Source organism: Pseudomonas sp. P4_C4 (assembly GCF_056402055.1).
Genome location: NZ_JBFUID010000099.1, coordinates 1 through 13,801 on the forward strand (window position 1 = coordinate 1; position 13,801 = coordinate 13,801).

The 13,801-nt window shown below is 50.4% G+C and carries 15 protein-coding genes and 1 pseudogene; 7 read left to right on the forward strand and 9 right to left on the reverse strand.

Annotated features, from left to right (window positions below; genetic code table 11):
- From AC1DXW_RS29730 to AC1DXW_RS29740, 3 genes and pseudogenes are all read left to right on the forward strand, one after another.
- Window positions 1-447 (forward strand): annotated as a pseudogene (locus tag AC1DXW_RS29730) (hypothetical protein); the annotation flags it as partial.
- The gene (locus tag AC1DXW_RS29735) at window positions 444-2,489 is read left to right on the forward strand and encodes an integrase (protein WP_477760820.1); all 2,046 of its coding nucleotides are present in this window, start codon (window positions 444-446) and stop codon (window positions 2,487-2,489) included. The pseudogene AC1DXW_RS29730 and the gene AC1DXW_RS29735, both read left to right, overlap by 4 nt.
- Before the next feature lie 2 nt (window positions 2,490-2,491).
- Window positions 2,492-2,920 (forward strand): hypothetical protein, encoded by a 429-nt coding sequence (locus tag AC1DXW_RS29740; protein WP_477756884.1) that lies wholly within the window; start codon window positions 2,492-2,494, stop codon window positions 2,918-2,920.
- A 58-nt stretch (window positions 2,921-2,978) separates the two neighbouring features.
- On the opposite strand, the gene AC1DXW_RS29745 is transcribed toward AC1DXW_RS29740, so the two are convergent.
- Complete coding sequence (locus AC1DXW_RS29745) at window positions 2,979-3,737, reverse strand: ATP-binding protein (RefSeq protein ID WP_477756885.1); 759 nt, start codon at window positions 3,735-3,737, stop codon at window positions 2,979-2,981.
- 140 nt (window positions 3,738-3,877) lie between these two features.
- Here AC1DXW_RS29745 and AC1DXW_RS29750 point away from each other — a divergent pair, with 140 nt between their 5' ends.
- Entirely contained in the window at window positions 3,878-5,308 is a 1,431-nt protein-coding gene (locus tag AC1DXW_RS29750) for an IS1182 family transposase (RefSeq protein ID WP_477760821.1), read from the forward strand.
- A 367-nt stretch (window positions 5,309-5,675) separates the two neighbouring features.
- Here AC1DXW_RS29750 and AC1DXW_RS29755 read toward each other — a convergent pair whose 3' ends face one another.
- From AC1DXW_RS29755 to AC1DXW_RS29770, 4 genes are all read right to left on the reverse strand, one after another.
- The gene (locus AC1DXW_RS29755; RefSeq protein WP_477760822.1) at window positions 5,676-6,605 is read right to left on the reverse strand and encodes an ImmA/IrrE family metallo-endopeptidase; all 930 of its coding nucleotides are present in this window, start codon (window positions 6,603-6,605) and stop codon (window positions 5,676-5,678) included.
- Complete coding sequence (locus AC1DXW_RS29760; protein WP_477756719.1) at window positions 6,605-6,916, reverse strand: hypothetical protein; 312 nt, start codon at window positions 6,914-6,916, stop codon at window positions 6,605-6,607. The genes AC1DXW_RS29755 and AC1DXW_RS29760 overlap by 1 nt, the downstream gene beginning before the upstream one ends.
- Window positions 6,917-6,925: 9 nt before the next feature.
- Window positions 6,926-7,162: a colicin E3/pyocin S6 family cytotoxin gene (locus AC1DXW_RS29765; protein ID WP_477756720.1), complete on the reverse strand. Its 237-nt coding sequence runs from the start codon at window positions 7,160-7,162 to the stop codon at window positions 6,926-6,928.
- A gap of 232 nt (window positions 7,163-7,394) precedes the next feature.
- Complete coding sequence (locus tag AC1DXW_RS29770) at window positions 7,395-8,375, reverse strand: toll/interleukin-1 receptor domain-containing protein (RefSeq protein WP_477756721.1); 981 nt, start codon at window positions 8,373-8,375, stop codon at window positions 7,395-7,397.
- A gap of 363 nt (window positions 8,376-8,738) precedes the next feature.
- Between AC1DXW_RS29770 and AC1DXW_RS29775 the strand changes: the two genes are divergently transcribed.
- Window positions 8,739-9,116, forward strand: a complete 378-nt coding sequence (locus tag AC1DXW_RS29775) for a DUF2513 domain-containing protein (protein WP_477760823.1) — start codon at window positions 8,739-8,741, stop codon at window positions 9,114-9,116.
- A 530-nt stretch (window positions 9,117-9,646) separates the two neighbouring features.
- On the opposite strand, the gene AC1DXW_RS29780 is transcribed toward AC1DXW_RS29775, so the two are convergent.
- From AC1DXW_RS29780 to AC1DXW_RS29795, 4 genes are all read right to left on the reverse strand, one after another.
- Window positions 9,647-10,165 carry an N-acetyltransferase gene (locus tag AC1DXW_RS29780; RefSeq protein ID WP_477760824.1) on the reverse strand — a complete coding sequence of 173 codons (519 nt, stop codon included), beginning with the start codon at window positions 10,163-10,165 and terminating at the stop codon, window positions 9,647-9,649.
- Complete coding sequence (locus AC1DXW_RS29785; RefSeq protein ID WP_154946804.1) at window positions 10,123-10,431, reverse strand: type II toxin-antitoxin system TacA family antitoxin; 309 nt, start codon at window positions 10,429-10,431, stop codon at window positions 10,123-10,125. Before AC1DXW_RS29785 ends, AC1DXW_RS29780 begins: the two co-directional genes overlap by 43 nt.
- A 582-nt stretch (window positions 10,432-11,013) precedes the next feature.
- Window positions 11,014-11,607 carry a hypothetical protein gene (locus tag AC1DXW_RS29790; protein ID WP_477760825.1) on the reverse strand — a complete coding sequence of 198 codons (594 nt, stop codon included), beginning with the start codon at window positions 11,605-11,607 and terminating at the stop codon, window positions 11,014-11,016.
- Between the two features lie 48 nt (window positions 11,608-11,655).
- The gene (locus AC1DXW_RS29795) at window positions 11,656-11,877 is read right to left on the reverse strand and encodes a hypothetical protein (protein WP_477760826.1); all 222 of its coding nucleotides are present in this window, start codon (window positions 11,875-11,877) and stop codon (window positions 11,656-11,658) included.
- A 963-nt stretch (window positions 11,878-12,840) separates the two neighbouring features.
- Here AC1DXW_RS29795 and AC1DXW_RS29800 point away from each other — a divergent pair.
- Both AC1DXW_RS29800 and AC1DXW_RS29805 read left to right on the forward strand, forming a co-directional pair.
- A complete protein-coding gene (locus AC1DXW_RS29800) occupies window positions 12,841-13,176 on the forward strand; it encodes a hypothetical protein (protein WP_477756958.1) in 336 nt (111 codons plus the stop codon).
- A 487-nt stretch (window positions 13,177-13,663) separates the two neighbouring features.
- A partial coding sequence (locus AC1DXW_RS29805) for a hypothetical protein (RefSeq protein WP_477760827.1) occupies window positions 13,664-13,801 on the forward strand: 138 nt, incomplete at its 3' end.

Genomic DNA, 13,801 nt, shown 5'->3' on the forward strand with positions numbered 1-13,801 from the left:
GCTCAGATAGTGCGTGAACGAAGCGCAACTGCGTCAGATCAGATTGATTCAATTGCGGTGGGTCATTGCGATTCGTTCAGCTGTCCTGTACCAATCACCGGTGCCGAAGCGTCGGTGATTGAGCCGAATTGCCGTAATCAGTACGGCTGTTTGTATTGCACTCATTATGTCTGCCACGCCGATGAAGAGGATATACATAAGCTACTCAGTCTCCATTATGTAATTAATGCTGTACGCAGCACCGCTCAGGACAGTAATCATGCAGAAGCACTCTACAAAGACTTATCCATTAGAATTGAGTTTGTGCTGGAGGTAATGGCGAATCGCTCGGAGTCTGTTGCTCAACTGCTAATTATCATGAGGCATAAAGTATTTCAACTTGGAGTGTTAACACCATTTTGGGAGCGCCGCCTGCAGCGCTATGAAACAATGGGAGTTGTATTTTGAGTGGCTCTGCGGTAAGTGGTTTGTTCGCTGCCATGGGCGATTTAGGTGCCGTTGCTCCTGATGCTGCAATGCAGGACATAAACTTTAAGCCCGGGCCAGAGTTCGTTCTGTGTCGAGATAAATACGGAGCTTCAACGGCCACGTATAAAGAGCTGATATGGGACTTTAATCCATATCGACTTGGAGCGACGAGGCTCACTAAAATACGATTTGATAGGCTCTTTAAGTTAAGAGAGTCTGATCAGCAGTCATTGGTTGATGAGGCGAAACATGTTGTTTATTGTCTAGCATATTTTGCGGGAGGGGGGCGTCTGGGGCGGCTGAGTGCAAAGACCATAGAGCAGCGCTGGGTAGTCCTGCGTAGCGCTGTGTCGTTTTGTTACAGACAACGCGATAAGCCTTTGGTTGGTGCGTTGTCCTTGCAGCAGCTTTTCAGTACTCCAGTATATTTAGCAGCGTTTATTGCTGAGATGCCGCAACCACACTTTCCGCAAATGCTTTCATCTTTGCTTGCCAATTTAATTTCCATCGGTGAGGATCGATTGGGTTATCGTGTTATTAGCTCGCGTGACCTTGAATTGCGTCGACATGATACTAATCAACATCCGGTTATCCCCACTAGGATTTATTTGGAACTGATAAACGTTCTTCAGGATCTGCTTGATCAGATTCACCAAGGCGTAGAGAACTTTGAGGGATTTATATCTGAGTTTGGTGATGAGTTTTATGGGGTAGCACATTCTGTTCAGAAAAGTTTGTTGCCCGGCGGAAGGGCTAATTACAGGCCGTCTATGACTGAGGCGCTTAAGACTCATAGTCTGGATAAAATTTTCTCAGGAGTGTTTTCGTGTTCTTATAAAAGAGGGCTAAGCTCTGCGCTCTTAAAAATGCAATGCATCCTTAAAAATGTTATTCACCTATACACAGGTATGAGAGATCAAGAAGTGCTGCGTATGCAGTATGATTGTTTATCTGATGAGATCTACCTAAAAGAGGTGATTGATGATCGAGGCGTGGTTCGTGATTTAGCGAGAACAGTCACCGTTCTGTCGACAACGACAAAATTTACAGGGTACAAAAAATCAGAGTCGTGGTTTGCGCCGAGTGAAGTTGTTAAAGCTATAAGAGTTGCTCAGGCAATTTGTCGCGGGCTAGCAAGCATATACAAAGTTGATGTGGGTAATGAGTGTCCGTTATTTTTAAGTCCGACTATCCTTCGTATAGATAGTGTCGAGGTTGGCGTGGGAAGGTTGGCAAATTATTATAACAAAATACCCTTGATAGAGGATCTTTGGATTGAGTCGTCTGACTTGCAGGAGTTAGCACAGACCGATAAAAAGCGTGATTTTTATAGCGAACCAGAGTTTGCAGTTGGTCGATCTTGGCCGCTGACAAGTCACCAGTTTCGCCGCTCGTTAGCTTTCTACGGTAGCAATAGCGGGTTTATTTCGTTGCCCAGTTTGAAATCGCAATACAAGCATGTGACCCTTGAAATGGCTCGCTATTACAGCAATGGATTTCAAAATCTAAAGACTATTTTTGGATACTACGATCCGAAAAATAAGGGGTTTGTCTTGCCCAGTTCGCACGTTGCTTTGGAGTTTCAGATGGGGATACCGATGGCTGTTGCAAATCAGCTGTTGTCCGATGTGCTGTTCAGGGAGGCACCTTTATTCGGAGGCACGGGGTCTTACATTGAGAAACAGAAGGCTCGTTTGCAAAGTGGTGAGGTATGTATTGAGGATGTTAGGGCAGAAACTCTGATCCGCGTGGAGAATTGCGAAATTAGCTATCGGCCAACTTTTTTAGGTGGCTGTTCTAAGGTCGGTCGATGTGATTATTTTTTGCTTGGTGATTTTACCGAATGTTTGTCATGTGAGGGAGCAATAATTAAGCCCGAAAAAGTTGGTAGTGCCATTGAGGCTGTGGCTGCCGAATTACAGCTTTATCCTGTTGGTTCGGGAGAGTATCAAGTTACCAATGGTGACCTTGAGCGACTCTTGAGCTTTAAGGCGCGCTTGATCGATAAATCGGAGTTTTAGGTATGGATTCTGGTAAAGCAGTTAGTCGTGGTTTGCTCGAGTGCGAGGAGGCGTTACAGCGTCTCCTCGATGGCAAGCCAATTGTGGCGGAACATGTAGGCTTATCGCTTTCGAAAATCACGGCGAGCGTTGTAAGTCTCGAAGCCGGATTTGATCGTGGCTATCTCAAGAAATCTCGTAACGCCCATTTGCCGATAATAGCTAGGATTGAGGCCTTTCGTGCAGAGGCAAATAGGGGGGGCAGTCATTCAAGCTCTAAACAGATCGACCGTTTGGAAGATAAGCTTGAGGCCTTGGTGAATGAATTAGCAACTGTTCGTGCGCAGCGCGATCGGGTCCTTACACAAAACCTCCAGCTATGGGAGCGCGTAAGGGAGTTAGAGTTGGCGGAGCGCCAAATCAAGCCTTTTCAGGCTAGGTTGCACCCTTAAGGTCAGGGTTTGTCCCTACCTCAGTGGGATTGCCTGGGCGGGACAATCCCTGTTCCTGTCAATCACTAGCGCCTTTAGCTGGCGGCAGAAGCGACCCAGGTTCACACCCTAGGCTCAAAGCAATCTCTGGATAGTCAAAAAGACGTTCAGCATAGGACCTCATATTTCCAGTATTACCTCGCAACTCGGGTGGGCCTGCACCAACAATTATCAAGGGCAAGCTAACCTGCGAAACACGATGCAGGGCGACTATTAGCGCGGCTAACTCGGGCTCCATGACGAGCTGAAGGTCATCAATAAATATCACTAGGGCGGTATTTGCGTGACGCGCAGCTTCTCCAACCTCTATCAGTAAGGCGGTCAAGTCGCCGTCGAGATCGCCGTTGTCGGCCAACCCTGGCTCAGGCTGAAAATCCAAATCTATCTCAATATCTTGGTAGCGTTCTTTCAATGTTTTTGTGAAGCCTGAGAGCGCGCGGAGCGCTTTGACAGCAGCATCTTTGGCCGCGTGTACAGTACTCATGCGGAGCAGTGCTGCTTTTATCTGTAGGACTAGCATTGAAAGTAGGGATCGTTCTTTCAATGTCTCTACATAGGCAGTGTGAATGCCGAACGAAACTGCATCCCTCGCCAACTGATTCAGCAATACCGTCTTTCCGACACCTTGCAAACCAACAATTATGAGGCTTTTTACTGGTCGCCCAATGCGAAGGCGCTCAATAGACACTCGCAACCGCTCACGTAGATCGTCACGACCAATCTGTTCAGAAGGTTGTGGACTGCCAATAGGTGCGTGAGGATTACGTATTACGGCCATAGAAATATACTCAATTGATCGGTTCCTATGATGCCCAAATCTGCCCCCTAAGTAACAGGCAGAAATCGGCCCAGAGTGTGTAAAAACGCCTCCGCGAACCCTTGCTATGATTTCTGAGGATTTCATCGCAGGGATCGCCCATGAAGCGCTTTATCCAAGGTGAACATCGAGGCCAAGGCACCTTACTTCCCGAGAGCCTCGACGACTACGTCAGCGATACCAATCCGGTGCGGGTAGTCGACGTCTTCGTCGACGAACTCGACCTGGTCAATCTGGGTTTTGAAGGTGCCATTCCAGCCGATACTGGCCGGCCGGCTTACCACCCCGCGATCCTGCTGAAGATCTACATCTACGGCTATCTCAACCGCATTCAGTCGAGCCGGCGGCTGGAACGAGAAGCTCAACGCAACGTCGAACTGATGTGGTTGACCGGGCGTTTGATGCCGGACTTCAAGACCATCGCCAACTTCCGAAAAGACAACAGCAAGGCCATCCGAGGCGTCTGTCGCCAGTTCGTTGTGCTGTGTCAGCAGTTGGGACTGTTTGGAGAAAATCTGGTCGCCATTGATGGCAGTAAATTCAAAGCAGTCAACAACCGCGACCGCAATTTCACCAGCGCCAAACTGAAGCGGCGCATGGAAGAAATTGAATCGAGTATCAATCGTTACCTGGCGGCACTCGATGCTGCCGATCGGCAAGAACCAACAGCTTCCGAGCTCAGCGCCGCGCGGCTGGAAGAGAAAATCGCCGAGCTCAAAACTCAAATGAAGGAGCTTCAGGCTATCGAAAGCCAGCTCAATGAGTCGCCGGATAAACAGGTCTCACTGACCGATCCAGACGCCCGTTCCATGATGACGCGCGGCGCAGGAATCGTCGGCTACAACGTGCAGACAGCGGTCGATACGCAGCACCATTTGATCGTTGCACATGAGGTGACTAACGTCGGTTCCGACCGCGATCAACTCAGTTCAATGGCCAAGCAGGCCCGCGAGGCGATAGCGTCAGAAACGTTGTCGGTGGTGGCGGACCGAGGTTATTTCAAAAGCGAACAAATCCTGGCTTGTCACTATGCCGGCATCACCGCCTATGTGCCCAAACCGATGACCTCTGGAGCCAAGGCTGACGGGCGTTTCAATAACGATGCCTTCGTCTATGACGCGGCAAAAAACGAATACATTTGCCCGGCTGGAGAGGCGCTGATCTGGCACTACTCCTACGTTGAAAAAGGCCTGAAGTTGCATCGTTACTGGAGTTCGAAATGCCAGGGCTGCGCGTTGAAATTGCAGTGCACACCGAGCACGGAACGACGAGTTCGACGCTGGGAGCATGAAGACGTATTGGAGGAGATGCAGCTTCGGCTGAGCAAAGCACCAGAGATGATGCGAGTCCGAAAACGGACTGTTGAGCATCCCTTCGGGACGCTCAAACAATGGATGGGTGCAACGCACTTCCTGACGCGAAAGCTGGCCGGGGTGAGCGCGGAGATGAGCTTGAATGTGCTCGCCTACAACTTGAAACGGGTCATGAAAATCATCGGTACCCATCACTTGATGAAGGCGCTAACGGCCTAAAAACCGGCCTGTTTTTACGTGTCCCGATGATCTGGCGCGTTGCTGGGGCGGTTTAGCTCATCAGGAAGGGACATCGTGCCTTGATCAGGCTACGAAGCCGGACAGCCGCTCAGCCTTGAAGATCGAAACGGGATCTAGCGTTTTTACACACTCTGGGCCAATAGCAGCCATCATATGCACCTACTAGGAGGCCACCCGAGGCATACAACGAGAACCCACTCCGGGCCTTCCTCTGGCGATGAGGCAGGGTATCCCAACGCGCACATCTGGACCAACCCCCAGCCCCACAGACGCTCATTGCAAACGCAGATATCCCCTAGGAGCTGAGGGCTAAGATGGCTGAGGCACTACCATGTAACTGACTAGTCTATTGCCGATCTTTTAGTTCTTTTACTCTCTTCACTACGTATTGTTCAAAGAGTGGGTGGGAGTGAAAGTCACGAAGTTCTGATCGGGTAGAGAATGAGCGGATAATTGTTCCGCATATTTCAGACTCGTCATGTGTTTTACTTTTGTTGAAAGCTGTTGCAAGTATTGCGTTAATGCTCTGTAGCTTGTGTTCAAGTCCACACTCGGCGAGGATCTCGTTGAGAATTTCTCGCCAGCTTCGTGGATCCACATCGTCAATATCCTTCCCCTTAAACACCCATGAAGCGTAATGATTTCCTCCAACCTGAAAAACCTCCTTGTCAAAATCGAGACCGCGGAACTTTGGAAGTTCCCACTGACCATGTGTTGAAATATTGGGCGCAGTTGGAGATTTAACTATTCCGATTACTTCATCGGTATTTTCGTTATAGCGAGCAAGTACGGCTGACGCAGTTAAGTACCTGAGAATCTTGAAGAACACTGCATCCTTGGACGCCCCCGACTGTCTCAACACATCTTGGAAGAACTCCTTAAAGGTAGGAGCACACGCGAATCGTTCCTGAATCCACGTACTTGGCATTAGCAGCTCTGCCGCGAACCGGTTAGCTTCCATCTCCATCTGCTTGTATTCCATGTTCTCGTCGCCGGGCTCGAGATGGGAGACAACCGTTCCTACATGCCAGGGAATAACAATATGTCCAATTTCATGGGCAAGTGTAAATTTTCGCCGACGCTCGCTGATTTCGCTATTTATCAATATTCTCGGTTTAGCTTTCTCGCCAATTCCGATGGTTATTCCATCAATCCTGAAGGGCAGACTCTTGAACTCAAGTGTTCCATATTCCCTGGCGAGAGCCTCGAGGTCGTACGGTGGCTTTAAGTTTCGGTTGCTGAGGACGCGCGCCGCCATCTTTTCTTCAGGAACCATTAAGGCTCTACCTCTTGCTCAAGCCATTCCGCTATGCGTCGTGCCTCCAACGCCGTGCTGGCGCGTGCCGCGAGTGCGTAGCGATCTCTGTCCAATTCCTCTTCAAGAGATATCTTATTCCTGCGAGCTGCAAGTATGTAGGAAAGAATGGAGGGGTTTTTAGCCCACGCAGAGTACTCGTCCCATCTCATCCCCAAGAACTCATGCAACTCTTGATTCGCGCCCGCGCGGCACTCATGCCAATCCTCGACGTAGTTGTCGATTTCCTCAATTAGCAGGTCGCCCTTCAGGCAAAGCTCTAGGAAGCTCATCGTAATTTCCTAATTTGGGTTGAACCGTCGCCCGCGCACTGGCGGTTTGATTACGTCGCCCGAGTGCGGGCATACCGAACCCAAGTGGTAGCCGCGCTTATCAAATACCTCAAATTCACCATGCAAGGAATCCCAAGAATAGTAGCGCTGCTCGCTGGGGTCGAAATAGTATTGCCTACCACCCTCGACTTTATGTTTCTTGTATTTGTCGACAATGGAAGGCTTGGGTCGTGCGATGCCGCCCATCGGTGCTCCTTGGCCTGAGTATGGTGGCGCTTTGCCAAATCAAGTGCACAAGCGCCTAGCATAATGCTACTAGATGATGGGGCCTCTAGTCTGGCTCGTTTCGTGCTGAAACCGGCTGCGTCACGAAAAAAACTGGGCATAACGCACTTATCTCCTCGCCGACGGGCGGCCTTTCTCGCTGTGGCGCAGGGTCAGGACTGCGGGACACCCTGGGAGAACGTTTTGCTTGCCACTAGCCTGCTTGGGCGTGGGCATCTGCCGCGTCCAGTAGCCCCTCCAGGACTTTGAAGCCCTCATCGCGACTGATCAGGAAGTCAACGAGATCATCCGCATCGAAGTTGAATGCCTCGTCAATCAAGACAGTTTTGAAGAACTTGGATGCCAGCAGCATGCCTCCCGTATTTAGCATTTTCTGTTCGTCTTCACCGGTCAGTTGCGGAAAGAATGTCGATATCACTGCAGTACCCAAAGGACGTATCTCTAGGGATGATGTGGATAGCTCCCAATGCCAGCGCCCCTTGATAGGACAAAAGGTTGGGCAGTCATCATCCAACATGTAGTTCCAGCTATCGCTTTCCCACATCCACTGAGGAGGCTGGAGAAGGTAGGGAGCAGCCCCTTGCGGATATACGGTGACCTCATGATTGCGCCCATTTCCCCAAATCGTCAGGGGGCGCTGCTGCAAATAGTTGAGGCTACGCTGGCGTAATTTGAACGTTGCCAACTGATCGTTGATCTCGTTTTGCACCTGCGCCTGGCTCAGTCCTTCGGCAACACCCAGCACTGCAATCCCGATATTGAGGTTCAGTTGATGTAAGGGCTGCAGGTTCAGGTAAGCGCGGCCAATTAAGGGTTCAGGCAGCCGTTCAATGCAGTCAGCTTCAAGGATTAGTGGAACAATCCTGACGCCCGGCTCGTCGGTGATCTTGGACAGCATTTTCAGCTCACGGAACAAACCTGATCCCACTCGGTGAGCGGCATTCAGGTAGTCCTGGTCACACAAGCACAGAACCAGTACCGGACGCTTGGCCAGCGCTTTGGAAATTGCGCCGTCGATTGACTCGCCAAATGCAATACTGTCACGGTCCCAGAACACGTCATGCAGCCAATTGAGATTGGCAACTATGCTCTGTCGCACCCACTCCTTGTTTTCTAATCCGTTGCCCCATGCGTATGAAATGAAGATAGAGCCGTGGGTTTCTGCTTCTGTCATATTTCTTCCCTGTTGAACTATCTCTGACTGTGCCCACCATATGATGATAGGCAGGCTATGGGAGCTAGTTACTACTTGCCTAAGATGGCTTTTGCCAAATCATTCATACGAGTTCTGAATCCAGCTGTTAATGCTTTCTGGATCATAAGTAACTCCGTTGCGTATTTATCTCATCATGGTCAGTCATTTCGCTAAAAACGTGACCCGATCTCTCCCCCATTGTGCAGGGTCTAAATTCTAACCGCATCGTTACCGATGCCGCTTCTTCTTCCGTCTTTTGCGATAGTCGCCACTGAATGTTCATGCGCCCACGTATCTATATTTGATAATGTCCTTTGTCACAAATAGGAAGGGGGATCCTCGATGAAGCTCGACAAAGACCTGGTGCGCGAAATTCTGCTGGCCATCGAAGCCAGCGACAAAACCCCTGACTCCTGGATTGACCTCGCCATCGAAAACCACGGCGAGGATGAAGTCTCCTATCACGTCATGCTGCTGCACGAGGCCGGGTTCATCGTGGCGCAAGACCTTTGTTCGATGAGTGACTTTGATTGGCGGCCAAAACGGCTGACCATCAGGGGCCACGAGTTCCTCGACACCATTCGAGATCGTGAGGTTTGGCGTCTGACCAAAGCCGGCGCAGAAAAAGCTGGCGGGGTGAGCCTGGCGGTGATGCTGGAAATAGGCAAGGCCTACGGCAAACAAGTGCTCAAGGATCGTCTGGGTATCGATCTGCCATGATCGGACTTCTCCTTATGGGCTCGGTCACGGCGCCAGTCCCGGCGCTGGTCAGTCATGCCGGTGAGCGCGCCGGCGTGCGTTCTTTGGAGTTTTTTACCGCCAATATCGCAATCCCCACATAAGACGCGGCTACCCACTCATGGCAACGATCTGGAGCCGCAGTAAGCGCTGCTGGCGAGCTTGTATCTGTCACGACTGACCGGAAATGGCCGATTTCTGCCAGGAGCCACCGGCAGAAATTGACCCAATATAGCCCTTCGTTAAGGGCTGATATCGGCCAAAAGCGGACTGTTCCGCAGTGTCTTAGCAGGCCTCCGTTGAGGCTTGGAGGTGTCTACGAAATGTGGGGCGATTCAAAAAGCCATGTCGACTGGGCTTCTTCGTCATTTCAGTTGCTTTCAATACGTAGCCAAACACTCTGCACTACATGGCTCGCCCGTTGTGTTAATGCCTCAGCAGATGACAATGAGAACATGGAGGAGAGTTTTACCGGCCGCAGCTGAGTGCGGCCAGTCGCTGTGCGGTACCAATCAGGTGAAAGGAAGCATCATCGTGATTGGAGAAATTTGCGGGCAGCGAAGAAATCCGGCCTTTTCGTAAAGCCCCACCAACTGATCATTAAGTGGATGGACTACGAGTGCCGTTGATGCAACTTCTTCAGAGGCGGCAAGCGCACGAAGAACGGCATCCTGGATCAGGTCTAGCGACAGTCCGGTACCCTGGAGCGTCTTACACACCCCCATGCGACCCAGGACTGTGATCGGGTGCTGTTGGGGCGAGTTGCGCTGTGCTTTTTTGGGTACGACGTCTGCCCGCATTATCGTCCCGTTCGACAAGGTGTAATAGCCGACAACGGTATTCGTACCTTTGAGGCAAGTGACAAGCACGGTGGCGGTCTTAGAAGCTTGGGCTTTGATTGCCTTTTTCTTCAAATACTCGTTGATGGACTCCTCACCACAATCGAACGGATCCACATTGTGGGTCTCATTCAGCTTTACCGGTGCACTCAGCTCCAGCGAGAGGGTCTGTTCAGCAGCTTCTGGACGCATTTATTACTCCTTACGGGATTATTCTGTAAGGCTTGCTCGAAAGCGTCGAAGTCATCGTCAGCAAGGACGAACAGGCGTTGATCCAGAATGACTTCCTCTGCCTTTTTACAAGCAGCATCCAGGATGAAGCTGGTTCGATCACTCCCCGAAATGGCTGCGGCCACATCGATTAAGTCTCGTTTCTTAAAATCGACCCGCATGTTGAGCGGGACGGATTTGGTTTTTTCCGTTGCAGCGGATTCCGCACGCAATAGAGAGCTTGTCATGGTCTTTTCCTTGGTCTTCGTGGTGGTTGGTGGCTTATCTCCTTAGGTTCATTTCGTTGTTGCTCGGCTGGTTGGACGATTCATGGCTGACTACCTCTGGCAATTTTGAGTGTTTTGAGTGTTTTGAGTGTTTTGAGTTTTGAGTTTTGAGTTTTGAGTTTTTTTGCTTTCTGGGTAGGGGGAGTTTTTCCCCGAAACAGATCATTCCATAGCGTGTATCAGTTGTCTACACGTAACGCAGATGACTGTACGTTTGCCGACAGTCGGCAATCCACGAGGGGCTGATTCCTTAGCCCGACTAGGTACCTCGTGAAAAACCCTTTATATTGAGAATTATTCTTACGTACGGGGAGAGCATTTCTAAAAGAGCGATATGAGTAATACTGGGTAGGCGATGGGGCTGGAGCCCGATTTTACTGGGGGTACAGGCCTTGAAAATAGTGGAGCGGGTGAAGGGAATCGAACCCTCGTTATCAGCTTGGGAAGCTGGCAGCGAGAGAGTGTGTGGTTGGGAAAGGAAGTACCTTCATGTGGGGGGGCGCTACGACAAAATGCCCCTCACTCCCCTGGAGCGGCTATGCGCTATGTCACGTCGAGTGTGGCTGAATGAGATCCGATGCCTGAATTGAACAATATGTCATCGTCGTCGTTTCGGGCCGCATGCAGTGCTCGAATCACAATCTCAACGTCATCCCTCACGAGCTGTGCAAACGCCGATGTTCGGATACGAGTTTCCCAATCAGTATGCAGTTGTGACTCAACAAGATCGCTGTGCTGCTTTTCGAATTCGATAACCGAAATATGTTCCTCGCTCGTGAGCTCACAAGATCTGCCATGGGCAAGGGTATTTCGAAAAGAAAACAGTTCGGCAATGGTTTTCAGCGGGCGAGCCCCTTTGCCTTGGGGGAACTGGACATCTAATGCCTTGCGTAGGTGCTTGAATTTGGACCAGAGCGGAAGCTTTTCTTTCTCCTCCCAATCGTTGAGTACTCTGGGACCAATGTGATTTAGATAAGCCTCGAAGGTAAAGGCCGTAAGCACTGTGCTGGACAAAAACTGCCATGCACAACCGGCTGGATTATTCAGCCCGACATTGAGAACACAATAGGATGCGTGCCAAAGCTCGGCATACGAATGGACGGGACGTTGTTTGGTGACAAGTAGACGGTTTTTCATTTCGGTAGCCCAGGTATGAGTACGCGACGAAGAGGGGGCCGCAAATATTCAGCGCAAACCGAAATCTGCTCCCTTCAGCCGCGCTAGGCCTTGATTGATATGGCCTGCATTTTCTCCAATCGTATGAAGCGCCCCGCGGACATTATCACCTACGTCTTCCGCTCCCTGCTTCTCTACCCACAGCGTCAGTTCCATCACGGCTGCTTCTATGGCCAGTTGATTGTTGTAGATCCTTCCCAAGACATCCGATAGTGAGTACTCGCTTGACATGATTAATGACTCCTTTCGAGAAAGCCCAAGCATAGCAGCGACAGTGCTCGTAACTGGAACCTGAGCGCATCGCTCAAAATTTGCTACACGAATGGAGAGATAGAAATTGAAATGCGATGGCGGAGCGAAGTGGTGCGAAAGTGGTACGGGAGATTTGAGATGTCCATGAAAGCCTTTGTTTGACGGGGGCGGAGGTTCAGTACGGCCAATCCATCACCGCAAAAGCTGCTAATTCAAGCTCTCGTGACCGACTGCAATCCAAAGTGGACACTAGCGTATGAGCTCAGGCCGCGGCCCGCCAGATCCGTCGCGCCTGCAGCGAATGGTTAGCAGCCGTGGGGAGGTATTTGAATGAACCTCGGCGGAAACTGCATTTTGTGAACCTCATTGCGATAAGTCCCCATGCAGATGAACAACGCCCGAACCATTTGGTAATTGAGCGCTATTTTTTCGCCCGGCTTGAACCAAGTAATGACCTTGCACTTGGCCACTTCGCTGCTAGCGACACCATGCGAGTGGACTATTGAGTTTCTCAAGTGGCGCAGATCACCCCAGAAGTCGCTYACCACCTCTCGGTTAAGGATATCTCGAACTTTATCAGTATTACGTGCGTCAGTGGGTATAACACCCTTTGCCTTACCYATTTCGATTCTTAGGTGCTCCTCCCAGTACGCGTACGCTGAGACGACTAGAAGATTACCTAGTGATTGAGCATTCTGCCCATTTGGCTCTAGGTGAGTGACCGCCTTTGGCCGATCGGTGCCTGTCTCGAAGGGCATCGTGCGACCCAAGTCGGGCAGCCGGGGGCGTAGTGACAGCGGCTTAACCGTTGATGGTGATCGTGCCCAAGGATCACCGGTTGAAATTGAAGCTATGCTGGAAAAAAGACATCGGAGTTGTACATGCCGGACAGCCAGTTACGGTGAAAGTCGAAGCATTCTTATTTTGGTGGTGGAGAAAAGAATGGGTACTGATGCATCAAATCGTTCTAGGGAAGCCTCTAGAAATTTTGCGATAATTAGTTTTGTTGGTTATTTAGTAATTGTGGCTGTTATGTTGTGGTATCAGTCCTCGGCACAGATTCCAAATAAGTTGAATGAGTCGTCAGGTGTGCTTTCGGAGGAAAGAGTCGGACGTAAGCTTATGACGAAAATCACCGATGGTGAATATGTGTATTGGTTTACCTGCGCTTCGACTTTAGGAGGGTTTTCTACATGTATCACAAAGCAAAAAAGCTCTGGTTTGTTGGGCAGGCATGCAAGTGTTTCTGGTATGACCAAAAAATATTTCCTGCAATAGAGCAGCGGAAATTGGTCGTTTTGGTGGTGGAAGGGAAAGAAATTATCAGTAGGGCGATGTCCGAGGAACGGTTGGCTAGAGGTAAGAGAAATAGTTGTTGGGTATACGGTATCGTCGGTTTTTTTGCGCTTTGCGTTTCTGCTTTCTTTTTAAAGAGGGCAAGGCGGAGTTAAAGTGGATCAGAAGACAGTAGAGGCTATTTCCAGTGTCTTGGCTTACCTAAGTGCTCCAGAGGGTTCGGCGCCAGTTATTAACGAGGATTGATTTTTGCGTAGGATATCTAACGATTAAGCTAAGTGGCGGCAGCACGCTGATCAGTTCCAACAACCATCCAAGCATAACTGCTCATTTGCTGATCGCTCCGCCCACCGTCTACTTTTGGCCGATCGGTGCCTGTCGCGAAGGGCAGCGTGCGACCCAGAGTGTGTCAAAACGCCAAAGCCAACCCTTGCTATGATTGCCCCGGATTTCATCGCAAGGGCTGCCCATGAAACGCTTCATTCAAGGTGAACACCGAGGTCAAAGGACCCTGCTCCCCGAGAGCCTGGACGATTACGTCAGCGACACTAATCCGGTGCGCGTTGTCGATGTCTTCGTGGATGAACTCGACCTGATCACCTTGGGT

Bases quoted from the DNA above. Each gene is read 5' to 3' on its own strand.
- AC1DXW_RS29740 (WP_477756884.1), top strand. From the start codon at position 2,492: ATGGATTCTGGTAAAGCAGTTAGTCGTGGTTTGCTCGAGTGCGAGGAG.
- AC1DXW_RS29745 (WP_477756885.1), bottom strand. From the start codon at position 3,737: ATGGCCGTAATACGTAATCCTCACGCACCTATTGGCAGTCCACAACCT.
- AC1DXW_RS29750 (WP_477760821.1), top strand. From the start codon at position 3,878: ATGAAGCGCTTTATCCAAGGTGAACATCGAGGCCAAGGCACCTTACTT.
- AC1DXW_RS29755 (WP_477760822.1), bottom strand. From the start codon at position 6,605: ATGGTTCCTGAAGAAAAGATGGCGGCGCGCGTCCTCAGCAACCGAAAC.
- AC1DXW_RS29760 (WP_477756719.1), bottom strand. From the start codon at position 6,916: ATGAGCTTCCTAGAGCTTTGCCTGAAGGGCGACCTGCTAATTGAGGAA.
- AC1DXW_RS29765 (WP_477756720.1), bottom strand. From the start codon at position 7,162: ATGGGCGGCATCGCACGACCCAAGCCTTCCATTGTCGACAAATACAAG.
- AC1DXW_RS29770 (WP_477756721.1), bottom strand. From the start codon at position 8,375: ATGACAGAAGCAGAAACCCACGGCTCTATCTTCATTTCATACGCATGG.
- AC1DXW_RS29775 (WP_477760823.1), top strand. From the start codon at position 8,739: ATGAAGCTCGACAAAGACCTGGTGCGCGAAATTCTGCTGGCCATCGAA.
- AC1DXW_RS29780 (WP_477760824.1), bottom strand. From the start codon at position 10,165: ATGCGTCCAGAAGCTGCTGAACAGACCCTCTCGCTGGAGCTGAGTGCA.
- AC1DXW_RS29785 (WP_154946804.1), bottom strand. From the start codon at position 10,431: ATGACAAGCTCTCTATTGCGTGCGGAATCCGCTGCAACGGAAAAAACC.
- AC1DXW_RS29790 (WP_477760825.1), bottom strand. From the start codon at position 11,607: ATGAAAAACCGTCTACTTGTCACCAAACAACGTCCCGTCCATTCGTAT.
- AC1DXW_RS29795 (WP_477760826.1), bottom strand. From the start codon at position 11,877: ATGTCAAGCGAGTACTCACTATCGGATGTCTTGGGAAGGATCTACAAC.
- AC1DXW_RS29800 (WP_477756958.1), top strand. From the start codon at position 12,841: ATGGGTACTGATGCATCAAATCGTTCTAGGGAAGCCTCTAGAAATTTT.